We start from the raw sequence: 21,008 nt of genomic DNA on the forward strand, positions 1-21,008 counted from the left end.
TTCTCACCGACCGAGTCGGGTGGCGAGGGCGATGTTGAGCTCGGTGACGTTGACGTGATCGGTGCCGACGAACCCGAGGAGGGGGGGCGTGGTGTGCTCCTCGACCAGCGCCGTCACGTCCGCCCGGGACAGTCCGGTCGCGGCGGCGACCCGCGGAATCTGCCAGGCGGCATACGCCGGGCTGATGTCGGGGTCGAGACCGGAACCCGACGCGGTCAACGCGTCCGCGGGGATCGGCCCGGCGGCGTCGGGGTTGGCCGCCCGAAGGGTCCGCTCGCGCTCCTGCACGGCGGTGGCCTGAGCCGCGGAGCCCTCAGCGAGGTTCGTGCCGCCGCTGGTGTCGCCGGCCGCGTCGGAGGCGGAGGGGCGGCCCTCGAACCACCTCGGAGCGGGCGAGGAGGGCTGGCCGAGAAGCGCCGAGCCCACCTGCGCACCCTGGGCGACGATCATCGAGCCGTCGGCACGGCCGGGCATGAGCCGGGCGACTCCGGTCACGGCGAGGGGGTAGGCGATGCCGAGCACGACGGTCAGGACGAGGAGGGCCTTGACGGCGGCCAGGGCGGGACGCAGGAGGTGCATGACGATCAGGCCAATCCGGGGACGAGGGAGACGAGCAGGTCGATGAGCTTGATGCCGATGAAGGGCGCGACGACCCCGCCGAGTCCGTAGACCAGCAGGTTGCGCCGCAACAACGCGACCGCGCTGAGCGGCCGGTACGCAACACCCTTGAGCGACAACGGGATCAGGGCGACGATGACCAGGGCATTGAAGATGACAGCCGACAGCATCGCCGACAACGGGCTGTGCAGACGCATGACGTTCAGGCTCTGCAGACCGGGGAAGACCCCGACGAACATCGCCGGGATGATGGCGAAGTACTTCGCGACATCGTTGGCGATGGAGAAGGTCGTCAGGGCTCCTCGGGTGATGAGCAGTTGCTTGCCGATGGCCACGATGTCGATCAGCTTGGTCGGGTCCGAGTCGAGGTCGACCATGTTGCCGGCTTCCTTGGCCGCAGAGGTGCCGGTGTTCATCGCCACGCCGACATCGGCCTGGGCGAGGGCGGGAGCGTCGTTGGTCCCGTCGCCGGTCATCGCGACGAGCCGGCCGCCGGCCTGCTCGGCCTTGATCATCGCCATCTTGTCCTCGGGGGTGGCTTCGGCGAGGAAGTCGTCGACCCCGGCCTCCTGCGCGATGGCCGCCGCGGTGAGGGCGTTGTCTCCGGTGATCATCACGGTGCGGATGCCCATCTGGCGCAACTCGGCGAAGCGTTCGACCATGCCGGGCTTGACGACATCCTTCAGTTCGATGACGCCGAGGTGACGCGGGGCCTGCCCGGCGGCGGCGAAGGCGACGGCCAGGGGGGTGCCGCCCGCGCGGCTGATGTCGTCGATCCGGGCGTCGATGTCGTGGGCCATGTGACCGCCCTCGGCGTGCACCCAGGCGGCGACGGCCGAACCGGCGCCCTTGCGAATGCGCGTCCCGTCGGACAGGTCGACCCCCGACATCCGGGTCTGGGCGGTGAACGGGACGAACTCGGCGCCGGCGTGAACCAGGTCATCCATCCCCCGGGTCTCCTCCAGCCCGAGGAGACGGGCCCGGTCGACGATGGAGCGCCCCTCGGGCGTCTCGTCGGCCAGTGAGGAGAGGTAGGCCGCGTTGACGAGATCCTCGAGGCGTTCGTCGGCGACGGGGAGCATCTGGTTGGCCTGCCGGTTGCCGAAGGTGATCGTGCCGGTCTTGTCCAACAACAGCGTGGAGATGTCCCCCGCGGCCTCGACGGCCCGTCCCGACATGGCGAGCACATTGTGCTGGACGAGCCGGTCCATGCCGGCGATGCCGATCGCCGAGAGCAGGGCGCCGATCGTCGTCGGGATCAGGCAGACGAGCAGGGCGACGAGGACGACGACCTGGAGCCGGTGACCGGAGTAGATGGCCAGGGGTTGCAGGGCCATGACGGCAAGAACGAAGATGATGGTCAGGACGGTGAGCAGGATCCCGAGCGCGATCTCGTTGGGTGTCTTCTGCCGGGCCGCCCCCTCGACGAGGGCGATCATCCGGTCGATGAAGGTCTCGCCGGGCTTGCTGGTGATCTTGACGACGATCCGGTCGGAGAGCACGGTGGTGCCGCCGGTGACCGCGCACCGGTCACCGCCGGACTCGCGGATGACGGGTGCCGACTCCCCGGTGATCGCCGACTCGTCGACCGTGGCGACCCCCTCGACGACGTCGCCGTCGCCGGGAATCACCTGACCGGCTTCGACGACGACGAGGTCGCCGAGGCGCAGTTCCTGACCGGACACCTGTTCTTCGCGGCCGTCCTCGCGCACCCGGCGGGCGAGGGTGTCGACCCGGACCTGCCGCAACGTGGCGGCCTGCGCCTTGCCCCGCCCTTCGGCGACAGCCTCGGCGAGGTTGGCGAACAGGATGGTCACCCAGAGCCAGATCGTCACGGAGATGGAGAAGACGCTCGGGTGCAGGATCGACAAGATCGTGGTCAGGACCGACGCGACCCAGACGACGAAGATCACCGGCTGTCGGACCAGGTTGCGCGGGTCCAGCTTGACGAACGCCTGCGGCAGGTTCTCCCGCGCCGTCTGCAGCAGCGACCGCCTCGGCGGGGCCGGGTGGGCGTACTTGTCGGGGACGTGGCCGGAGACGGTGCTCATGACAGGGCCTCTGCAATGGGTCCGAGGGCGAGTGCGGGGAAGAAGGTGAGACCGGCGAGCCCGAGGATGATCCCGAACAGCAGAACTCCGAACACCGGCGTGTGGGTGGGCATCGTCCCAGCCGTGGTCGGCCGCTTCGGCTGGGAGACAAGGCTTCCCGCCAGACCGAGGGTGAAGACGATGATCGCGAAACGCGCGACGAACATGCACAGCCCGAGGGTCAGGTTGAGCCAGGGTTGGTCGGCGGACAGGCCGGCGAAGGCCGAGCCGTTGTTGTTCGAGGCCGAGGTGTAGGCGTAGAGCATCTCCGACAGGCCATGCGGGCCCGTGTTGAGCAGCGCTCCCTTGGCCACCGGCAGGATCAGGGAGGTCGCCGTGAAGGTGAGGACGAGGGCCGGCATGACGATGGACGCCAGCGCGGCATACGTGATCTCGACCCGCCCGATCGTCTTGCCGAGCAACTCGGGGGTGCGACCGACCATCAGCCCGGCGATGAACACGGTGACGACGGCCATGACGAGCATCCCGTAGAGGCCGGTGCCGACGCCGCCCGGGGAGACCTCCCCGAGCATCATGTTGACCATGAGCAGCCCGCCGCCGAGGGGGCTGAAGCTCTCATGCATCGCGTTGACCGCCCCGGTCGAGGTGCCGGTGGTCGCGGTCCCGAAGAGCACCGACCACGCGATCCCGAAGCGCTGCTCCTTGCCTTCCATCGACCCGGTGGGCAGGTGCGCCGCGGACCATTCCGCCCAGGAGGTCGCGAGAGCGGCGACACCGAAGAAGGCGGCCATGACGGCGGCGACGAGGCGACCCTGGCGGCGGTCGCCGACCATCAGCCCATAGGTGCGGGTCAGCGCGAACGGGATCGCGAGGACCAGGATGATCTCGACGAGGTTGGTCCACGCGCTCGGGTTCTCGAACGGGTGTGCGGAGTTGGCGTTGAAGAATCCGCCGCCATTGGTGCCGAGCAGCTTGATGGCCTCCTGCGAGGCCACTGGTCCGCCCTGGATGACCTGGTGTGCGCCGGTGATCGTCGTGATCGAATGCGGCGCAGCGAGGTTCTGGATGACGCCACCGGCGATGAGGACGAGCGCCCCGAGCACGGAGATCGGCAGGAGCACCCGGAGGCTGACCCGGACGAGGTCGACCCAGAAGTTGCCGACCCGGTCGGCGCGGCTGCGGGCCAAGGCGCGCACGAGGGCCGCGGCGACGGCCAGGCCGGTGGCCGCGGAGAGGAAGTTCTGGACGGTCAGCCCGACCATCTGCACCGTATGACCGGCACCGGCCTCCCCGGCATACGACTGCCAATTGGTGTTGGTCGTGAAACTGATCGCCGTGTTCAACGCTGTGTGCCAGTCCATGCTTCGCCCGAGCGACCAGGGCAGCCACGACTGGCCCAGGATCAGCGCCCAGAGCGCCAGCACGGAGAGAATGCCGAAGGCGAGGACGGAGACGGCATAGGTCGTCCAGCGTTGCTCGGTCGCGGGATCCACGCCGACGAGCCGGTAGATGAGGCGCTCGATACGCCAGTGGCGGGAATCGGTGAACGTGCGGTGCAGCCACCCACCGAGCGGGTGGCCGATCGCGACGAGGAGGACGGCGAGCAAGCCGAGCCCGAGCAGCGTGGAGACGATGGGGTTCACCGCAGCCGGCCTCAGAATCGCTCGGGCCGGACGAGGGCGTAGAAGAGATAGCCCAGGAGGCAGAAACCGATCAGGGCGGCAACGAGATCTTCAGCCATATGCGAAGGGAATCACCCGCCATGAGCCGCTCCTCGTGCACTGACGATACCCTGACGCGTCTTGACGCGATCTTGACGCCCATGGTCCCCGGGGCTGGTCGTGCTGAGATCGACTCGCACGGTTGCCAGGTCAGCCCCGAGCAGTCGGACCATGATCGCGTTGAGCACACGCACCGGATTCCAACCGACGATGCGCCGCTGCCGGGCCATCGGATCGTCAACAACCAGCACCGCTGCCGTCCCCTCGACCCACACTCGCCGGATTCCGCGACGCACTAGGACGCGCACTCGGGGGTCTCGTCGGATGTTGCGCACATAGGCCGCTCGCCGCAGACCGTGCTCGGCGACGATCCACAGCACATCGCCGGTTCCACCGCAGCCGACGGGGACCACACGCGGCATGCCGGTGCGGCGCCCCCGCGTCTCGAGGAGCACCAGGCCCAATGGATTGAGCCCGACGACGAACAGCGCGCGCACGACCGGGTTCAGGAGCCACCGCTGGAGCGTGCGGACCACCGTCACCTTCGCGGCCGGCAAGCTCCCGGTCAGGATCAGATTCCCGGCGAGCACACCGGTCAACACCCAGGCCCCCGACAGCCCCGGCCAGGCCTGACGGTCGGGGAAATACCCACCCCACACCATGACTAGTCCGAAGTTGCGAGTGGTTTGAGGGCTGATCCCCGTTTTGACCTGCAGTGATGCGGCTTCTAACCCCTCGGTGTGTCGTCACTAAAGTGGATCGATCGATCCGGCACGGTGTGATATTTTGGCGGTATGGCGAAACGTGGTGGAGCGGTTCATGTGACCACGCACCGTCGTCACTATGTTGGTAAGGACGGGGTGGCCCGGGACTACGAGACCCACCTGTTGCGGCGTTCCTGGCGGGAGAACGGTGTTGACCGTCGCTCTGGGTGACGACGTGGGGGCCGTGATCTGTCATCGAGGTTGCCGACGGGCGGTCGCATTGGTTTGAGTGTGGTGTTCGTGGTCCTCGGCGCCATCACTGTGCCGGGCTCGGGCAAGATGGGTGGGGTATTGGACGTTCACGGCCCTCGCGCGTGAGGTGTCGTGGAAGACGTCGCGGGAGGGCCGTGCCGGATGCGCGGAGGCATCGGTGCTCACAGTAGAAGGTGATCAGGCTCGGGTCGAGTCGCGGTTGGTGTCCGGACAGATCGGTTGTCCGGGGTGTTCTGGAGAGCTGCGCCCGTGGGGGTGGGCGCGGCCGCGGCGGGTGCATGGCATCGAGGCGGTGGTGCGTCCGCGGCGGGCTCGCTGTCCGGGGTGTTTGCTGACGCACGTGCTGTTGCCGGTGACGCTGTTGTTGCGGCGGGGGTACGCGGCCGGGGTGGTCGGTGCCGCGCTGACCGCTCGCGCGAGGGGGTTGGGACACCGGCCGATCGGGCAGGCGTTGGGGGTGCCGGGGGCGACGGTCCGAGGCTGGCTGCGGGTGATGGGCTCCCGGCTTGACCCGGTCCGGTCGTGGTTGCTGCAGGTCGCGGCCCTGGCCGGGGTGGACTGGGTGGTGCCCCAAGCGCAGGGGTGTCGGTGGCGGGACCTGTTGGCTGCCCTGGCCGCGGCGAGCGAGGCGGTCACGGGCCGGTTCGGCCGGGATGGGGTGCTCGGCCCGGTGACGGGCTGGCAGGTCGCCGTCGCCTGTTCCGGTGGTCGGCTGTTGGCGCCGGGGTGGCCGCCGGTCTGGCCGGGGCGGGGCGGCAACACGAGTTGCCCCTGACGCCTGGCCCGGGCAGGCGGCATCGTCGTAAGGGTTGTCCCTGACCGTGCCGCGGTCAGGTATTCCCCTTGCTTCAGAGGAGTTGTCGTGGAGTGCACACCCGAGCAGGAGGCGCACAAGCGGCGTGAGCGCGCGCAGCTGGTGGCGTTGTTCCGCTACCAGCTGATTAGTCCGGCCCTGGATCCGGGCTTGTCGCGCAAGGCCCGCGGGAAGGTGGTGCGCGCGATCGCGGCCCGCAGCCACGTCGGCCCGTTCGGTGGGCAGCACACCTACTCGCGGGACACATTGGATCGGTGGATCCGCCGGTACCGCGCCGGCGGGTTCGAGGCGTTGACGCCCTCGCTGCGTCAGCCGGGTTCCCGGATCGACACGGCGGTGCTGGAGCTGGCGGTCGCGCTCAAACGGGAGAACCCGGCCCGGACAGCGGCGCAGGTCGCGCGGATCCTGCGGGCTTCCTCGGGGTACTCCCCGTCCGAGTCGACGCTGCTGCGGCTCTTCCACCGGCACGAGCTGATCGGCCCAGCGACCGGGCAGGCGCCGGTGTTCGGCCGGTACGAGGCCGACGCGCCGAACCAGCGGTGGGTCGGGGACGCGTTGCACGGGCCGAAGATCGGCGGGCGCAAGACCTACCTGTTCGCCTTCTTGGACGATCACTCCCGCCTGGTGGTCGGCTACCGGTTCGGGTTCACGGCCCCGCCCGCCAACCGCGGACGGGGCCGTTCCACACCCAGACCATCGGCAAACCCGATGACGCCGCCATCCGCAGAATGAGCGACGGTCAACAGAACGGCAAGGTGCGCAACGAGACGGTCGCGAACCTCTCCCACCTGCCGGCCGAGCTGATCGAGGTGATCCGGGCCTGCCTGGCCGGGCAGGCGTTCATCCCGGCCGACCAGGCCGCCACCATCACCCGCTCCCTGCCGCACGGGCATGTGGCCGCGGTGTGGGCCCAAGCCCGGGCCCTGGGCCTACCCGGGCTACTCGGGCCGCCCGGGCGGGCCCGGGACCTGGCGATGGGGCTGATCATCGCCCGAGTGCTGGCACCCGGCTCGAAGCTGGCGACCATCTCCTGGTGGGCCGACACCACCCTGGGCGTCGACCTCGACCTGGCCGGTGCCTCCACCGACGAGGTCTACGCGGCGATGGACTGGCTACTCGGGCGCCAGGACGCGATCGAGAAGCAGCTGGCCCGGCGCCACCTGGCCGCCGACGCCAACCCCGCCCGGATGGCGCTGTTCGACCTATCGTCCTCGTGGATGGAAGGCAGCCACTGCCCACTGGCCCGGCGCGGCTACTCCCGCGACGGGAAGAAGAACCGCACCCAGATCGAGTACGGGCTGCTGACCGACCCGGCCGGTCGCCCGGTCGCGATCCGGGTCTTCCCCGGCAACACCGCCGACCCCACCGCGTTCATCGAGGCCGTCACCCTGGTGCGGGACACCTTCAAACTCACCGAGATGGTCATGGTCGGCGACCGCGGCATGATCACCACCGCCCGGATCACCGCGATCCGCCACACCAACACCGACCCGGCCACCCGAGCCGACCTCGGCTGGATCACCGCGCTGCGCGCCCCCGCGATCAAAACCCTTGCCGCCGAGGGCGGCCCGCTTCAACCAACCCTGTTCGATGAACACAACCTGGCCGAAATCAGCCACCCCGACTACCCCGGGGAACGGCTGATCGCCTGCCGCAACCCGTTCCTGGCCACCGAACGCGCCCGCAAACGCGAGGACCTGCTCACCGCCACCGAAACCGCCCTGGCCCCCACCCAGCGAGCAGTGGCCGAGGGCCGGCTAGCCGGCGCCGACACGATCGGCCTGCGGGTCGGCAAACTCCTCAACAAATACCCGATGGCCAAACACTTCGACCTGACCATCACCGACACCACCGTGGTGATCACCCGCAAAACCAGCCAGATCGCCGCCGAAGCCGCCCTCGACGGCATCTACGTGCTACGCACCCCAACGCCCGCCGAGACCCTCACCCCCGCCAGCATCGTCCAGGCCTACAAAAACCTCGCCCACGTCGAACGCGACTTCCGCAGCATCAAAGCCACCGACCTCGACCTGCGCCCGATCTACCACCGCCTCGAAGACCGCGTCCGCGCCCACGTCCTGATTGTGATGCTCGCCGCCTACCTGACCTGGCACCTACGCGCCACCCTAGCCCCCCTGACCTACACCGACGAACACCCGCCAACACCCGCCGACCCGGTCGCCCCCGCCCACCGCTCCCCAGCCGCGGACCGCAAAGCCTCCCGACACACCGACGACCACGACCAGCCCGTGCGGTCCTTCCCGGCCCTGCTCAAACACCTCGCCACCCTGACCCGCAACGACCTGCGCTACGGCACCGACCACACCACACCCCTCGTGCCCACCCTGGCCGAACCCACCCCCCACCCAACGCCACACCTTCGCCCTCCTAAACGCCCCCATCCCCCTAACCATCAACGGCAAGTAGACAGAACCACCAACACCCAAACCAGCGAACCCCCTGCCCAGCAGGGGGTTCGCCACGTCAACCAGCCGTAACTTCGGACTAGTAACGGCCGTTGCGGAATACCCCTAGTAGGTATATCGTTGGAGGTGTCGATACCCTGTAGGGGTATTTGAGAGAAGGGATGCATTTCCATGACCACGACCGAGTACTCCGTGACCGGGATGACCTGCGGACACTGCGAGCAGGCCGTCCGCGAAGAAGTCAGCCAGGTCCAAGGCGTCGAGTCCCTCGAGGTCAGTGCCGCTGAGGCCCGCCTCGTTGTCACCTCCACCGACGAACTCGACGACGATGCCGTCGTCGCCGCCGTGGAGGAAGCCGGATACCACGCCAAGCGGGTCTGATCTGACCGGCACGCTCACGCCCAGGCAGCAGCGCGCCGGAGCGCCGACCGACCACTCCATGCATACCCGAGGACACCAATGAGCACCACCGTTACCGCTCCCCCGCAGCAATCGAGCTACGAGTTCGAGATCGGTGGGATGACGTGTGCCTCGTGTGCCATGCGGATCGAAAAGAAGCTCAACAAGCTCGACGGCGTGAGCGCGAGCGTCAACTACGCCACCGAAAAGGCCGTGGTCACGGTCCCCGAGGCGCTCGACCCGGCGACGCTCATCGAGACGGTCGAGAAGACAGGCTATTCGGCCGCGCTGATCACTCCCACAGTGGCGACCTCGGCCGACAAACCCGCCGACGAGGTCGACCATGAGTTGATTGCCTTGCGCCAGCGCCTGATCGGGTCGATCGTCTTGTCGGTCCCGGTCATCCTTTTGGCGATGGTTCCGGCTCTGCAGTTCACCTACTGGCAGTGGCTCTCACTCACCTTGGCCGCCCCGGTCATCGTCTGGGCGGCCTGGCCGTTCCACAAGGCGGCCTGGACCAACCTGCGCCATGGCGCGGCGACGATGGACACGTTGATCTCGCTGGGCACGGGAGCGGCCTTCCTCTGGTCGCTCGTCGCGCTGTTCTTCGGCCACGCCGGTATGCCGGGGATGACCCATCACTTCGAGTTCACCGTCTCGCCCAGCGAGGGCCTGGACAACATCTATCTTGAAGTCGCCGCCGGAGTGACGATGTTCATCCTCGCCGGGCGCTATTTCGAGAAGCGGTCCAAGCGGCAGGCCGGGGCCGCCCTGCGGGCCTTGCTGGAGCTGGGCGCCAAGGAGGTCACCGCCCTGCGCGGAGGGCGCGAGGTCCGCATCCCGGTCGAACAGCTTGCCGTCGGGGATGAATTCGTTGCCCGGCCGGGAGAAAAGGTCGCCACCGATGGGGTCATCACCAGCGGCAGTTCCGCCGTCGATGTATCGATGCTCACCGGCGAGTCGGTCCCGGTCGACGTCCGCGTGGGCGATGCCGTGACCGGGGCGACCGTCAACACCAGCGGCCGACTGGTCGTGCGGGCCACTCGCGTCGGCGCCGACACCCAGCTCGCCCAGATGGCCAAGCTCGTCGAAGCGGCCCAGTCCGGCAAGGCCGAGGTCCAGCGCCTCGCCGACCGGATTGCCGGGGTCTTCGTCCCGATCGTGATTCTCATCGCCATCGGGACACTGCTGGCCTGGCTGCTCACCGGCCACTCGGCGGCGATGGCGTTCACCGCTGCCGTCGCCGTGCTGATTATCGCCTGTCCGTGCGCCCTCGGCCTGGCCACACCCACCGCTTTGCTCGTCGGCACCGGGCGTGGCGCCCAACTCGGCATCCTGATCAAGGGCCCGGAGGTCCTCGAGTCGACCCGCACGATCGACACGATCGTCCTCGACAAGACCGGCACCGTCACCACCGGCCGGATGAGCTTGGTCGAGGCGTATGCCGCGGACGGCACCTCCGAAGAGGAGCTCCTGCGGCTGGCCGGAGCGCTTGAAGCGGCCTCGGAGCACCCGATCGCGCAGGCGATTGCCGCGGCGGCGGCCGAGCAAACGGAGCAGACGCGACAGACGGATCAGACGGGGCCGGCCGAGAGGTTGCCCGCGGTCGAGGACTTCGCCAACCTCGAGGGGCTGGGGGTCTCGGGGGTCGTCGAGGGCCACCTGGTCGTCGTCGGCCGGGAGACGCTGCTCGCCGACTGGTCGATGCCGCTGCCGCGGCAGCTGGCCGAGCACAAGGCCGCCGCCGAGCGGGCTGGTCGCACCGCAATCACGGCCGGTTGGGACGGCCGGGCGCGCGGGGTCCTCGTGGTGGCCGACACGGTCAAGCCGACCAGCGCCGAGGCGATTGCCCGCTTCCGCGACCTCGGCCTGACCCCGGTATTGCTCACCGGCGACAATGCGAGCGTCGCGCGCACGATCGCCGATGAGGTCGGGATCGAGCAGGTCATCGCCGACGTCTTGCCGCAGGACAAGGTCGACGTCGTCGCGGGCCTGCAGCGCGACGGCAAGGTTGTCGCCATGGTCGGCGACGGGGTCAACGACGCCCCGGCGCTCGCTCAGGCCGACCTCGGCCTGGCGATGGGCACCGGCACCGATGTCGCGATCGAGGCATCCGACCTGACCCTTGTGCGCGGCGATCTGCGTAGCGCCGCGGACGCCATCCGTCTCTCTCGCCGGACGCTCGCAACGATCAAGGGGAACCTGTTCTGGGCGTTCGCGTACAACGTCGCCGCGATCCCGCTCGCCTCCCTCGGGCTGCTCAACCCGATGATCGCCGGCGCGGCGATGGCCTTCTCCAGCGTCTTCGTCGTCGGCAACAGCCTGCGGCTGCGCTCCTTCTCCCCCACCCGCTGACCGGCCGCGCTGCCCCAGACCCGCTGACCGGCCGAAGACCCAGACCCGCTGACCCAGGAGTGCCCATGCTCGACCAGACCACCCCTGACGCGGCGAGCGCGCCAGCCACGCGCGCGCCAGCCATGCGCGCCCCCGCAATGAGCGCAGCCGGCGCGGGTGACGCCAACCCGAAAGAAGCCAACCCGGGCGAAGCCAAACCGAAAGAAACCAACTCGAAGGAAGCCAACCCGGGCGAACCTAGATCGAAGGAAGCCAGCTCGGCCGAGGCCTGCGGCGCCTGCGACAACCCGGCTCAGCACGGCTACATCGGCGACAAGGCGCGCTATCTGTCTCGCCTGAAGCGAATCGAGGGCCAAGCGCGCGGCATCCACCGGATGGTCGATGAGGAGCAATACTGCATCGACATCCTCACCCAGATCTCGGCGTTGACCAGCGCCTTGGAGAGCGTTGCCCTCGGCCTGCTCGATGACCACCTGCGCCACTGCGTGCTCGACGCCGCCACCCTGGGCGGGCCGGAAGCCGAAGCCAAGCTCGCCGAGGCGTCCCAGGCAATCGCTCGTCTCGTGCGCTCTTAACACCACGCGGTATCCGCCCGGGCAGAGCGTGGGGACCCCCGCTCCTGCCCACGTAAAGCGTTGGGAAAGCGCTCCTGCCACGCAAAGCGGGGGACCCAGTCGCTCCCGACGGACACTCAAACGATCAAAGCCGATCATTCCCATGCGATTGCACGGTCAAATCAGGATCTGACCCGGATCCGCGAGTAGCTTGCGTGTGGGTTGGGCGGCCAGTGAACGGCGGATAGATTTTGTGTTGTGGCAGTGTGTATTTGGGTGCGGGCAGGGTGGATGGCCCGGTGGCGCTCGGGTGGGCGGGTCTTCGGGGTCCTGGGTCGTCGGGACGGGGGATTCGCGGGTTAGGCCGCGGTGGGTAAGGCCCGGATCCGGGCCAGGACGGTGGGCAGGAGCTGGCGGTCGGGTGGCAGCCGCAGGATCAGCTGGCGGCCGTGGCGGACTATGCGGGCTGGGACGCAGAGCAGTTCGTGGCGTAGGCGGGCGCCGTGGGCGCGGTGACGCTGGTCGATCCCGGTCAGGGCTTGCAGCAGGACGGAGATGTTCCCGGCGAGCAGGGCAGCCCACATCCACACCGTGTTGATGGCGTGGTCGCCCGAGGGCAGATGCCGCAGCGCGGCCCCGAGTTTGGCTTCCCGGATCCGGTCCTCAATGTCGGTGCGGCGGCGGAACCAGGACTCGACCTGCGTGATCGAGGCAACCGGTGCGGCCGCCTCACCCGGCTCCGCCGGCTCGGCCGGCTCGGCCGGCTCGGCCGGCTCGGCCGGCTCGGCCGGCTCGGCCGGCTCGGTGGGGTTGGCCGGGTGGTCGTTGGCGGGGATATTGGTGACGATGAAGGAGACCGCGTGGGCGTGACTGGCCGCGCCCTCCAACGCCAGGGCGAGCTGGTTCGTCTCGATGGTGCGTCGACGCCGGGAGCGGGGGTCGCCCGAGATGTCCTCGGCCTCGATGCGGACCCGGCGCACGATGGTGTACGTGTGCGGCGGCCACCCCTGCGGGGCGTAGTCGACCGCGGCGACCTGCGCGCCGGGCATCCCGCTCGCCGCCGCACCCCAGGCGTCCTCGGGGATGGCGGCGTAGGCGCGCCACATCGCGGTGTTCCGTTTCGCGGCGATGGCGAAGTCACACCCGGCCTCCACCGCGGCGTGGGCCAGGTCGGCGGTGAAGTAGCCGGCATCCGCGCGCACCCGCAACCGATCCCAGTCGGCCGCGGCGAAGCGGATGTCCTCGGGGATCCCGGCCAGGGTGCGGCGCAGCAGGTCAGCGGCCCGGGGCCTCACATCCTCATTCCCCGCGAGCAACTCCGCGGCCAGGGTCAGCCCGGCCTCGGCCCAGGTCCCCAGATGCGGACGGCCCGCGCGCTGACCGTGATAGTTGTAGGCCACGCCCTGCTTCGTCGGCCCGTACACCTCCACATCGGTGGAATCCAAGTCCACCGTCACCGCCGCGGCCAGCACCGCCCGGCGGGACGCCGGCAACAACCCGACCGCATGACCGGTCAGGTCCGCGACCGCACTCTCCAGGCCGGCCAGCTGCGCCGGCCCGAACCGGCGGGCCAACCCCGCCGCCGTGGTCGAGGCCAACACCGGCACCGCCGACAACGCGGACCCGGCCACATCCTGGCGCTGCCGGTCCAACGCGGCCAGCACATCCCCGCCGAGCAACTGGCACTGCGCCAGCGACACCAGCACCTGCCCGCCCGTCGCGCCCCGCTCCCGCTCCTTGATCGCACCGATCCCCCGGTCCAGGCGCCCGACCAGATCCAGTTTCTCGATGAACTCCGCGAGCGCTGCCACCCCCGAGATCCCGGTCAACGACGGATCCGGCGCGCCGATCCGCACCCGCTTCCGCACCCGGCCACGACCACGTACTCTCTTCATCGACAAGGTGCTTCTCCTCGCTGGACGATCGAAGGCTTCGTAACCCCGATTCTCCCAGTAGGACAAGCACCTTCGTCACATCACACGCCGATCACCCCACCACTACTCGCGGATCCGGGTCTGACGCTCCCATTGATCGTTTGACTGTCCGCCCAGCTGCCCGTTTGGCTGTCCGCCCAGCTGCCCGTTTGGCTGTCCGCCGGTGCCCGTTTGGCTGTCCGCCGGTGCCCGTTTGGCTGACCCCAGGTCCGTTTCGCTGATCGGCTCAGTCGGTCGGCGCGGCATACGGGCCGGTGACGATCTGACGACCAGCCTCGGCCCAGGCGCTGGTGCCACCGGCCACCGAATAGGCCTCGATCCCACGCTGGCGCAGCGCGTCGGTCGCCGTGAGGCTGCGCTTGCCGGACTGGCAGATCACCAGCACCCGACGGTCGGTTGGCAGTTCGTCCACCGTGTCACCAAGGCGCCCGAGCGGCATCAGCTGGGCGCCGGGGACATGGCCGGCGCGGTATTCCATTGGTTCGCGGACGTCGACGAGAACCGTCCCGTCCTCGGCAAGTGCTGTGACCAGGTCGTCCTGAGTGATCTCCCGGGGCTTGTCGAACACCTCGCGCTGCTTGGCCATCTCGGCATGAACCTGCGCCATGTCCAACCCCTTGACACCGGCGATGACCTGCGCCAGCCCGGTGGCCGGGAGGGCGCCGGGCTGGGCAAAGACGAGGATGCCCTCGCGGAAGGCAATGAGGGTCGGGATCGAGGTGATCTGGGCCGCGGCAGCGGTGCGCCGCTGCGCCTCGGTGTCGACCTTGCCAAAGACGATGTCGGGGTGCTCCCCCGAAGCCGCCTCGAAGATCGGCGCGAACTGCCGGCACGGACCGCACCATGCCGCCCAGAAGTCCACGAGGACGATGTCGTTCTCGCGGACAGTCTTCTCGAAGTCGGCGTCGGTCAACTCGCGGGTTGCCATGGTTCCTCTCCAGCATTCGGGGGTCTCACCATACCCCATAGGGTATGCCGCGCGATTCAGGCCTGGACGTGCCGACAAGTCATGCGCTGTCCTGGGGGCCTTCCCCAGCGTCGACGGACTCGTCCTCTTCCTCTCCCGCACGGACGATGTCGATGTGCACCTTGGACACGAGCGCGGCCACGGCCCCGATCGCCGCCAGCAGCGGCGAGGCCAAGGTCATGATCCCTGCGCCTGCCACGCCGACGTTCATCGGCAGGCTGAACAGCTCCTTGCCGTCCTCCGAGCGCAACACGATCCGGCGCGTGGAGCCATCGCTGATCAGCCGCTTGACGGTCGAGACCAGTTGGTCACCCGCCACCTCGATCTGCTCAACGAACTCCTTGCCCTTGCCCTTGCTCGCTGAATCGGACATTGCAACCTCCATGTTCGTGTGTGGTTATCCGATCGTAGGCAGCAGGCGGCCGCTCGGGCTCTCCCGATCGGCCCGGATTTGCCCCGGGGCCGGCCCTGAAAATCCTCCGTCTCGGGCCCCGCCGGCCGTTGTTGCTACTTAGCCGAGCGATCCGATCCACGGCAGCAGGGCGGTGACGACCGCGGCGCTCGCGAAGGACAATAGGGTCGTCACGGTCACGGTGTGCGCGACGAACTCGACGTCCCCGTCATATTCGTGGGCGAGGATGAACGCGTTGACGGCCGTCGGCATCGCGGCCGACAGCACGAAGGCTTGCAGCGAGATCCCGCGCAGACCAACGGCATACCCCAAGGGGAGAGCCAGAGCCGGGAGAACGGCGACCCGCAGCAGCGAGGAAATGACGACGGGACCGGTCAGACGCACACGCCCGGTCGATCCGAGCTGGATGCCGAGCGTCAGCAGGATCATCGGCAAGGTGGCGGCGGCAAGCAGGTCGATGCCCCTCGTAACACCCGTGGGCAAGCTGATGCCCAGCGTGCGAATGACCAAGCCGACGGCCATTGCCCACAGGGCCGGCAGCCGCGCCATGCCGATGAGGGCTCCGCGCCAGCCCTGGTGAGCGCCATACAGCAGCGGGGCCACGACGAAGGTGAGCACGACCGACAGGATGAAGATCAGCACGCTCTGGTCGAGCCCGGCCTGCCCCAGGGCAAAGAGCGAGATCGGCAATCCCATGTTGCCGTTGTTGCCGATCGAGACCGCGACGGCAGCAGAGCGCCGGGTCAGGCTCGGCTGGCCGACCGCGCTTAGCCAGCCGAGGCCCGCCGCGATGAGGGTCAAGAGGACGAACCCGAGGGCGAGCAGGAGCCCCACCCGCCCGGAGACCTCGGTCGTCAGGATCGTCTGCAGGGCCAGCGCCGGGGTCAGCGCATTGAGCGCGATCTTGGTGACCGTCGTGCGATCCAGCGGGAAGCGGCGCGCGAGCAGCGCACCGACACCGGCGACAAGGACGACGGGCAGGATGACGTCGAGCAGCGCACGCAACAAACCCATCGGTCAGGCCGCCTGGGCTGGAGAGACGCGGCTCAGCCCGCGCGGCTGGTCCACTCGGCGACCATGACGTCATACGGGCCGGCGCTCATCGGCGGGGCATCCGGGGGCGCCTGCGCGAGGGCCGAATCCGGGATGACATTGCACATCGTCATGCGCACGGTATCGCCGTCCGCCTCGAGGGTGATCGTCCAGCCCCATTCCTCGGCATAGGTGCCCAGCAGGCTGGCTCCGCTCTCGGTGCTGTTGCCGGTCAGCCGCATGATCGCTGGCTGCTGGTGCCAGCTGTCGAACCAGGCCGCCTCCACCTGGCCGTCCTCGCCCGGTGAGCCGATGACCAGGCCGCCGCGCTGCTCTCCACCGCTGGCGTGCTCCCAGGTATAGGCGAGGTTCCAAGCCTGGCTGGCGAGTTGCGAGAGCACGGCGGTCGAGGGAGCCGGGGCGAGATCGTCGCTGGGCATGAGGCGGAAGGCGCAGGTGCCTGTGAGTGCGCGCCCGATTGGGTCCATGGGCCCACCTTGGCAGAAGCGGTGCATCATCGTCGTGACCGTCTACCTTGCGGCGGTAATCCGCCGCGCTCACCGGCCCATACCCGCCGCCCGCCCCCACGTCGAAGGGTCAGCGTCGGCTGGACGATCAGTCGTGCGCCTGGCCGTCGCCTCCCGCCTGGGGGTGCGCAACCCGGGGAGAACGGCCATCACGGCGTCGGCGAAGGCGGCGTGGAGGATCTCGCTCGGATGGAAACCGTCCGGGCCGAACATCTCCGCAGCCAAGGGCCCGCCGGACTGAATCCGGAAGGTCCGCTCGCGCGTTTCCACCGCGGCGAGCCCGACCGCATCGAAGGCGCGTCCGCGCCAGCCGAGGACATCGGCCAGAGGTCGGGGGAAGGCGGGGAAATACTCCAGCGGAGGTATGCCGAGCCAGCACACCTGCGCGCGTGGGGTCGCGGACAGGATGGCGTCGAGCAGATCGGCGAAGTCCCGCCGGAACCTGCTCACCGAATGCATGTTCTTGAGGTCGTTGACGCCCGCCGAGACGAAGACCAGGTCCGCGTCGACGAGAGCATTCGCCGAGACGAGCGAGATCGCCTCTGCTGCAGTTGATCCGGTGCGAGCGCAGACGGTCCAGTCGACGGTCGCGGTATATCGCTGCGACAACCTGAGGGCCAGTTGCCCGGCGACGGACGCGCGGTGGTGGCTGACGGCATACCCCGCAGTGACACTGTCACCGAGGGTCACGACTTTCAAGCGGGCCGGTCCCGAGCCCAGACGCCCAGCGACGCCGTCAGCGTCGGGGAAGCGCTGGATCGTGCGCTTGAGCCAGAGGCCTTGGACCGGGACCAAAGGCAGCGCGAGAAGCCACCAGCCGCCTGCCCCGCGCTTGCGTGTCACTGGCGTTGAGTCAGAAGCCGGCAAGCCGCAAGACCCGCTCGGCCGTCTCGCCGTCGTGGGCGAGGGCAATTCCGTCCAGTGTCGTGACCTGGACCGGGCCACGGCTGCTGGAGACCAGCCATACCCCCTGGGCCCGGAAGAGGTCAGCGACCGGCACGAGTTCGTGGCGGCCGGTGAGTCCATGTCCCGGCGCACGAGACAGAATGCTAGTGACGGTGACCGACTCGAGAATTCCGGTGTCACCCGTGGGGGTCGCCAGGAGGGCGCCATCGCGTGCCACGAGCAGCGCAGAGGTCGTGCCCTCGAGCGCATAGCCGTCAGTCGTAACGAAGATCGCGTCGTCCGCGCCGCGGCCTCGGGCTTCCCGTACGGCGGCGACATTGACGGCATACGCGAGCGTCTTTACCCCACCGAGCAACCACGGCGCGCCGGCAAACGCGTCCGCCGGCAGGCCGCTGCTCAAGGTCACGGCGGTAATGCTCGGCGCCGGCCTGCTGTCGCCCGGCGCGACGGTCGGTCGCTCTGGGCCCCGGTGGGTGAGCGTGACAAGGGCGGTCGGGCCGCTGCTCTGCCACTCGCGACCGCGGGTTAGGACAAGTTTGAGGGTCCCCTCCCCAGGGGTCGACCAGCACGCGAGGGCTTCGGCGACCAGCGCCTGCCAGTCCTCGCGGGGCGGGCTGGCGATCGCCAGTGCCGCGGCGGAGCACGCCAGCCGGGTGAGGTGGCCATCGAGATCCACGACGTGCGCCGATCCCGTGGGGTCGGTCACGACGCGCGCGGAGTCGAAGCACCCGTCCCCGCGGGTCAGGCCGAGATCGTCGGCCGTCACGACCGGCAGGTCCGCATCGATCACGCCTCGACCGAGGACGGCGACCACGTGCGTCCGCTCGTTGTCCGTTGCAGCAGTCACTCCTTCAGAATGCCACCACGAGCACGCGGGTTCGGCGGGAAGTTGTGCGGCCGTGCCGCCGCGGCACCGCGTGGACGAAACCCTTGAGCGCTGGCTTGGCGTCCTTGTTGGTGTAGCCGACGCAAGACCCGCGCAGCCAGGGGCCACTGCCGTCAGCGATTCCGGCTTCGCGGTTGGCGCTCCCTGCGCGGCCCGGCTATGACGGGGTGGGCGAGCCCGAAGGTCCGGATGGCCGTGAGCACCGGCTCGACGTCGCGACCGGCTGGAGTCAACTGATAGGTGACGGCGACCGGTGGCCCGGGGTGGACGTGCCGTGTCACCAGTCCGCGTGCGCACAGTTCCTTCAGCCGAGCCGACAAGACGGCATCGGTGACGCCCGGTGCCCCGCGAGCGATGTCGGTGAATCGCTCGGCGCCGTCGAGCATCGCCTGCAGGACCGCACCCGCCCACGCCCGGCCCAGCACGGCCATCACATTCTCGATCAGATGGCACTCGGCCTGGCCGGAATCCGCCGGCGGCGAGTTCACGCCTGGCCCGCCTCAGCCAGCAAGACGGCGAACGGGGTGACGCCGAGATCTTCGTCACTGGCGGCAAAACCGATTGGTCCGGAAGGTGATCCGTCGCCGTCCGGCTGGGCCGACCCGGCGCCGGCGGGAGCCGATCCGACGAAGGACCCACCGGGGGCCGCTGCTGCGAGCCGCGCGAGCTCGCCGGTTGCGCGAGTGATCCGGGCAGCGAGCGCCGGGGCCTGCTCGCCGCCGAAATCGGCGGTCGCGGCATACACGCCCGTCGGGACGGGCAGTGCCCCAAGGTGCGCGAACAGCGGCCGGAGGGCATGTTCGATCACCAGGGAATGCCGCTCCGTCCCGCCGGTAGCGGCGAGCAGGACCGGCATACCCCGCAGCTGGTCCGGCTCGATCAGGTCGACGAACGACTTGAACAGGCCGCTGTAGGACGCCTGGAACACCGGGGTGACGACGATGAGCGCCTGGGCCGCGGCGACATCCGACAGGGCAGCGGCCAGCTCGCCGGTTGGGAACCCGGTTAGCAGGGCATCAGCGATCGCGTGGGCGTGATCGCGGACCTCGATGTGGCGTGTGCCTATGGCAATTGCCGAGTCGTGCAGCGCGGCCAGCTCCCGGCTGACGTGCTCGCCGAGCTGGTCGGCGAGCAGCCGCGTCGAGCTCGGCACGCGCAGGCCGGCACTGACGACAGTGAGCGTCATGGGCATCGGTTGCCTCCTTGACAGAGAACGGATTTCAGAGAGCCGCGGCAGCATTGGCGTCCTCGGCGCGGGTCCCGGTCCACCGATCGGTGACCGGAGCGGACGAGGCCACTGCCGTCGTTATGTCCGAAGCGGCAGCGAACCGGGCGGCGTGAGTGGGCGCGTCAGGCACGTGCGCCGGCTTTAGAGCGCCAAACTCCTTTCGCAGCACCGGAACGACCTCTTCGCCAAGCAGATCGAGCTGCTCCAAAACGGTTTTGAGCGACAGGCCGGCGTGATCGACGAGGAAGAGTTGCCGCTGGTAGTCGCCGACGTAGTCCCGGAAGGCTAGCGTCTTCTCGATGACCTGTTGTGGGCTGCCGACGGTCAACGGAGTCTCGCCCATGAACGACTCCAGGCTCGGGCCGCCGCCATAGACGGGGGCGTGGTCGAAGTAGGGCCGGAACTCGCGGACCGCGTCCTGACTGTTGCCGCGCATGAAGACCTGACCGCCCAGGCCGACGATCGCCTGATCGGCACTGCCGTGGCCGTAGTGGGCGTAGCGGCGCCGGTAGAGGTCAACCATCCGTTGGGTGTGCTCCTTGGGCCAGAAGATGTGATTGGCGAAGAAGCCGTCACCGTAGTAGGCGGCCTGTTCGGCGATCTCGGGGCTGCGGATCGAGCCGTGCCAAACGAATGGCGGGATGCCGTCGAGCGGGCGCGGGGTCGAGGTGAAGGCGTGCAAGGGCGCGCGATGACGACCCTGCCAGGTGACGTTCTCCTCTCGCCACAACCGGCGCAGCAGAGCGTAGTTCTCGACCGCGAGGTCGATGCCGTCGCGGATGTCCTTGCCGAACCACGGATAAACCGGTCCGGTGTTGCCGCGGCCGAGCATAAGGTCCATGCGGCCGTCGGCGAGGTGCTGCAGATACCCATAGTCCTGTGCGATGCGCACCGGATCGTTGGTGGTGATGAGCGTCGTCGCGGTGGACAGGACCATCCGTTCGGTCTGGGCGGCGATGGCCGCCAGCAACACCGGCGGATTGGCCGGGGCTGCGAACGGCGGATTGTGGTGCTCGCCGGTGGCGAAGACGTCGAGCCCGACCTCCTCGGCCTTCTTGGCGATCGCCACGGTGGCCTTGATGCGGGCGTTCTCGGTCGGGGTGATGCCGGTGACCGGGTCGGTCGTCAGATCGCCGACGGTGAAGATGCCGAACTGCACGGGGTGCTCCTCCTGAGCTGCGGAACTGAGTACATCACTATT

Annotated in this window: 21 protein-coding genes; 6 read left to right on the top strand and 15 right to left on the bottom strand. The window is 69.0% G+C overall.

What is annotated here, in order from left to right:
• Positions 1 to 3: 3 nt before the first annotated feature.
• Genes kdpC through V9G19_RS21390 form a run of 5 tightly spaced genes read right to left on the bottom strand, consistent with a single transcriptional unit; the run spans position 4 to position 5,052 of the window.
• Positions 4 to 579, bottom strand: coding sequence for a potassium-transporting ATPase subunit KdpC (gene kdpC, locus V9G19_RS21370; protein ID WP_462287419.1), 576 nt, complete (start codon positions 577 to 579; stop codon positions 4 to 6).
• Between the two features lie 5 nt (positions 580 to 584).
• A complete protein-coding gene (gene kdpB, locus V9G19_RS21375) occupies positions 585 to 2,669 on the bottom strand; it encodes a potassium-transporting ATPase subunit KdpB (RefSeq protein ID WP_462287420.1) in 2,085 nt (694 codons plus the stop codon).
• Positions 2,666 to 4,312 (bottom strand): potassium-transporting ATPase subunit KdpA, encoded by a 1,647-nt coding sequence (kdpA, locus tag V9G19_RS21380; RefSeq protein WP_462287421.1) that lies wholly within the window; start codon positions 4,310 to 4,312, stop codon positions 2,666 to 2,668. The genes kdpB and kdpA overlap by 4 nt, the downstream gene beginning before the upstream one ends.
• Positions 4,313 to 4,323: 11 nt before the next feature.
• Complete coding sequence (kdpF, locus tag V9G19_RS21385; RefSeq protein ID WP_462287615.1) at positions 4,324 to 4,410, bottom strand: K(+)-transporting ATPase subunit F; 87 nt, start codon at positions 4,408 to 4,410, stop codon at positions 4,324 to 4,326.
• 12 nt (positions 4,411 to 4,422) lie between these two features.
• Positions 4,423 to 5,052 carry a nitroreductase/quinone reductase family protein gene (locus V9G19_RS21390; protein ID WP_462287422.1) on the bottom strand — a complete coding sequence of 210 codons (630 nt, stop codon included), beginning with the start codon at positions 5,050 to 5,052 and terminating at the stop codon, positions 4,423 to 4,425.
• Positions 5,053 to 5,707: 655 nt separating this feature from the next.
• Here V9G19_RS21390 and V9G19_RS21395 point away from each other — a divergent pair.
• The 6 genes from V9G19_RS21395 (at position 5,708) to V9G19_RS21420 (ending at position 11,936) form a co-directional block, all read left to right on the top strand.
• Entirely contained in the window at positions 5,708 to 6,142 is a 435-nt protein-coding gene (locus V9G19_RS21395) for a hypothetical protein (RefSeq protein WP_462283544.1), read from the top strand.
• A gap of 87 nt (positions 6,143 to 6,229) precedes the next feature.
• Positions 6,230 to 6,913, top strand: coding sequence for a helix-turn-helix domain-containing protein (locus V9G19_RS21400; RefSeq protein ID WP_462287423.1), 684 nt, complete (start codon positions 6,230 to 6,232; stop codon positions 6,911 to 6,913).
• Positions 6,910 to 8,679, top strand: a complete 1,770-nt coding sequence (locus V9G19_RS21405; protein WP_462287424.1) for an IS1634 family transposase — start codon at positions 6,910 to 6,912, stop codon at positions 8,677 to 8,679. The genes V9G19_RS21400 and V9G19_RS21405 overlap by 4 nt, the downstream gene beginning before the upstream one ends.
• A 99-nt stretch (positions 8,680 to 8,778) precedes the next feature.
• A complete protein-coding gene (locus V9G19_RS21410; protein WP_462287425.1) occupies positions 8,779 to 8,988 on the top strand; it encodes a heavy-metal-associated domain-containing protein in 210 nt (69 codons plus the stop codon).
• A 78-nt stretch (positions 8,989 to 9,066) separates the two neighbouring features.
• A complete protein-coding gene (locus V9G19_RS21415; RefSeq protein WP_462287426.1) occupies positions 9,067 to 11,361 on the top strand; it encodes a heavy metal translocating P-type ATPase in 2,295 nt (764 codons plus the stop codon).
• Between the two features lie 137 nt (positions 11,362 to 11,498).
• On the top strand, positions 11,499 to 11,936 hold the full coding sequence (locus V9G19_RS21420; protein ID WP_462287616.1) for a metal-sensitive transcriptional regulator: 438 nt from the start codon (positions 11,499 to 11,501) through the stop codon (positions 11,934 to 11,936).
• A gap of 338 nt (positions 11,937 to 12,274) precedes the next feature.
• Here V9G19_RS21420 and V9G19_RS21425 read toward each other — a convergent pair whose 3' ends face one another.
• From V9G19_RS21425 to V9G19_RS21470, 10 genes are all read right to left on the bottom strand, one after another.
• Positions 12,275 to 13,810, bottom strand: coding sequence for an IS1380 family transposase (locus V9G19_RS21425; RefSeq protein WP_462287427.1), 1,536 nt, complete (start codon positions 13,808 to 13,810; stop codon positions 12,275 to 12,277).
• Between the two features lie 265 nt (positions 13,811 to 14,075).
• The gene (gene trxA, locus V9G19_RS21430; RefSeq protein WP_462287428.1) at positions 14,076 to 14,777 is read right to left on the bottom strand and encodes a thioredoxin; all 702 of its coding nucleotides are present in this window, start codon (positions 14,775 to 14,777) and stop codon (positions 14,076 to 14,078) included.
• A gap of 79 nt (positions 14,778 to 14,856) precedes the next feature.
• Entirely contained in the window at positions 14,857 to 15,189 is a 333-nt protein-coding gene (locus tag V9G19_RS21435; RefSeq protein ID WP_462287429.1) for a DUF4342 domain-containing protein, read from the bottom strand.
• A 138-nt stretch (positions 15,190 to 15,327) separates the two neighbouring features.
• On the bottom strand, positions 15,328 to 16,242 hold the full coding sequence (locus V9G19_RS21440) for an AEC family transporter (protein WP_462287430.1): 915 nt from the start codon (positions 16,240 to 16,242) through the stop codon (positions 15,328 to 15,330).
• 32 nt (positions 16,243 to 16,274) lie between these two features.
• Positions 16,275 to 16,748 (bottom strand): hypothetical protein, encoded by a 474-nt coding sequence (locus tag V9G19_RS21445; protein ID WP_462287431.1) that lies wholly within the window; start codon positions 16,746 to 16,748, stop codon positions 16,275 to 16,277.
• A gap of 69 nt (positions 16,749 to 16,817) precedes the next feature.
• The gene (locus V9G19_RS21450) at positions 16,818 to 17,477 is read right to left on the bottom strand and encodes an SGNH/GDSL hydrolase family protein (RefSeq protein WP_462287432.1); all 660 of its coding nucleotides are present in this window, start codon (positions 17,475 to 17,477) and stop codon (positions 16,818 to 16,820) included.
• Between the two features lie 163 nt (positions 17,478 to 17,640).
• The gene (locus V9G19_RS21455) at positions 17,641 to 18,540 is read right to left on the bottom strand and encodes an aminotransferase class IV (protein ID WP_462287433.1); all 900 of its coding nucleotides are present in this window, start codon (positions 18,538 to 18,540) and stop codon (positions 17,641 to 17,643) included.
• A gap of 152 nt (positions 18,541 to 18,692) precedes the next feature.
• Positions 18,693 to 19,067, bottom strand: coding sequence for a winged helix-turn-helix transcriptional regulator (locus V9G19_RS21460; protein WP_462287434.1), 375 nt, complete (start codon positions 19,065 to 19,067; stop codon positions 18,693 to 18,695).
• Positions 19,064 to 19,765, bottom strand: a complete 702-nt coding sequence (locus V9G19_RS21465; protein WP_462287435.1) for a CE1759 family FMN reductase — start codon at positions 19,763 to 19,765, stop codon at positions 19,064 to 19,066. The genes V9G19_RS21460 and V9G19_RS21465 overlap by 4 nt, the downstream gene beginning before the upstream one ends.
• A gap of 34 nt (positions 19,766 to 19,799) precedes the next feature.
• Positions 19,800 to 20,966 (bottom strand): LLM class flavin-dependent oxidoreductase, encoded by a 1,167-nt coding sequence (locus V9G19_RS21470; RefSeq protein WP_462287436.1) that lies wholly within the window; start codon positions 20,964 to 20,966, stop codon positions 19,800 to 19,802.
• Between the last annotated feature and the right edge of the window lie 42 nt (positions 20,967 to 21,008).

This window comes from Nostocoides sp. (genome assembly GCF_037045025.1).
In the GTDB taxonomy this organism is placed as follows: domain Bacteria; phylum Actinomycetota; class Actinomycetes; order Actinomycetales; family Dermatophilaceae; genus Nostocoides_A.